The organism is Cellulomonas gelida, from assembly GCF_006538725.1.
In the GTDB taxonomy this organism is placed as follows: domain Bacteria; phylum Actinomycetota; class Actinomycetes; order Actinomycetales; family Cellulomonadaceae; genus Cellulomonas; species Cellulomonas gelida.
Window position 1 is genome coordinate 1 of the sequence record NZ_BJLQ01000082.1, and the last position, 2,112, is coordinate 2,112.

A 2,112-nucleotide genomic window follows, 5' to 3' on the forward strand; every position below is an offset into this window, starting at 1 on the left:
GGGCGTCGCTATCGCGACGCGGCTGCCGATGTCCGCGATCCGCATCGGGCTGGGCACCGACGTGCCGGGCGACTCGGGCCGTTGGGTCGAGGCGGACCTCGAGATCGCGTCGCACGACGGCGCACCCCCGCGGACCGTCACGGTGGTCTCGACGTACGTGCACTCCGGGACGCTCGGCACGCCCTCGATGGACGAGAAGCTCGCGTTCCTCGAGGTCGTCACTGCCCGCCTGGCCGAGATATCGGCGGCGGGCGGGTACGCCGTCGTGGCGGGTGACGTGAACATCGCGCACCGCGAGCCCGACATCAAGAACTGGAAGGGCAACCTCAAGAGCGCGGGTTTCCTGCCCGTCGAGCGCGCCTACCTCGACCGCTGGCTCGACGAGCTGGGCTGGCGCGACCTGGGTCGCGAGCTCGGGGGCGAGGGCCCGGGCCCGTTCACGTGGTGGTCCTGGCGCGGGAAGGCGTTCGACAACGACGCCGGCTGGCGCATCGACTACCAGTTCGCGACCCCGGACCTCGCGGACGCGGCCGTGAGTGCGACGGTCGACCGCGCGGCGACGTACGACGCGAGGTTCTCCGACCACGCGCCGCTCGTCGTGGAGTACGACCTGTAGAGCGGCTTGACGCCCGCCGTCCGTCAATGTATCAATGTACTGACTCATTGACGGATGGCGGGAGCGTGCCGTGACGGACCTGGCCGACGAGCGCGACGGGCTCGTGGTCGAGCTCGACCTCGCGTCGTCCGTGCCCCCGTTCGAGCAGATCCGGCAGCAGGTCGCCGGCTACGTCGCCGCCGGTCGGCTGGCCACCGGCGCGCGCCTGCCGACGATCCGCGCGTTCGCGGCGGACCTCGGCATCGCCCCGGGGACGGTCGCCCGCGCCTACCGCGAGCTCGAGGCGGCGGGCGTGGTCGTCACGCGGCGTCGCACGGGCACGGTGGTCGCGGCGGACGTCGCGCCCGCCGACGATGCGCCGGGCCGTGCGGCGCGCGAGTTCGTCGCCGCGGCGCACCGCGCGGGTCTGTCCGACGAGGACGCGCTCGCGCTCGTGCGCGGCGCACTCCAGACGTCCCGGCCGCGGGCCGGGGCACGCCTGCTCGAGGGGGAGCTCCCATGATGGTCCCGATCTGGATCGTGGTCCTGCTGCTCGTCGTCCTGATGACGGTGGCGCTCATCGTCCTCATCGTCGTGATGGCCGTGCGTGTGGCGCAGGGGGCCACGCGCACGAGTCCCTACGGCGAGGGCGGTGGCCCGGGGGACGGGGCGCCGCTCGAGTCGGTGCCGACGGCGCTGGACGCCGCGCGGCGACGGGCGACGAGGATCGCCACGCTGGCCTGGGTGGCCGCCGCCGGCGGCGTCGTCCTGGCGCCGGTGCTCGCGGTGGGAGCGATGCGCGTCGACGAGGTCGCCGTGTGGGGCGCGGCGCTGCTCGTCGGGCTCGCCTTCCTCGCGGTGCACGCCGTGGGTGAGGGCACCTGGCCGCGACCGACCGGCACCGCGCGGCGAGCGCCCCTCGTCGTGCGGTCGGTCCGTCAGGTCGCGGCGTCGGGGCCCCGGCGGTTCGTCTGGGCCTGGGCGGCGGCCACCGTCGCGGTCGCCGTGGCGGGTGCGCTTCTCGCTGACGAGTCCGGCCGCGGGATCACGGCGCAGACCGACGAGGCGTGGGGCCGCGCCACGCCGTTCCCGGGCGCGCCGCACGGCATCGGCGCCGTCGTGACGGTCGTGCTCGTGCTCGTGGGCACCGAGGTCGTGCTGCGCCAGATCACGCAGCGACGCGCCGTGCCCGACGTCTCCGTCGCCGACGACCTGGCGCTGCGCCGGTTGGCGGCGCGCCGGGTGGCCGCGGGGAGCCAGGCGGTCGTCGCGGGCGTGCTCGTCGTGCTGCTCGGGGTCGCGGGGTCGGCGATGGAGAACCTCGGCGCGTCGGGGCCAGGGACGCCGCTCGGCGGCTGGGGCGTGGCCGGGAGCGTCACGACGACGGTCGCGCTCGGGGTGGCGCTGGCCGCTCTGGCAGTTGCGGCGATCGGGTCGCTGCGCCCTCAGGTGCGCACGCGCGCTGCCCAGCCTGCCCCGCCGGCGGGAGTGCCGGCGGGCTGAGTCTCAGCGGGGGG

3 protein-coding genes are annotated in these 2,112 nt (G+C 75.7%); all 3 read left to right on the forward strand.

The features are described 5' to 3' along the window. A partial coding sequence (locus CGE01nite_RS16695) for an exodeoxyribonuclease III (RefSeq protein WP_141371774.1) occupies positions 1–616 on the forward strand: 616 nt, incomplete at its 5' end. Between the two features lie 70 nt (positions 617–686). Continuing rightward, positions 687–1,118, forward strand: coding sequence for a GntR family transcriptional regulator (locus CGE01nite_RS16700; RefSeq protein ID WP_141371775.1), 432 nt, complete (start codon positions 687–689; stop codon positions 1,116–1,118). Beyond that, complete coding sequence (locus CGE01nite_RS16705) at positions 1,115–2,098, forward strand: hypothetical protein (protein ID WP_141371776.1); 984 nt, start codon at positions 1,115–1,117, stop codon at positions 2,096–2,098. Before CGE01nite_RS16700 ends, CGE01nite_RS16705 begins: the two co-directional genes overlap by 4 nt. Positions 2,099–2,112: the final 14 nt, after the last annotated feature.

What these genes read in the sequence shown, in the direction of transcription:
- CGE01nite_RS16705 (WP_141371776.1), top strand. Translation starts at nt 1,115, where the DNA reads ATGATGGTCCCGATCTGGATCGTGGTCCTGCTGCTCGTCGTCCTGATG.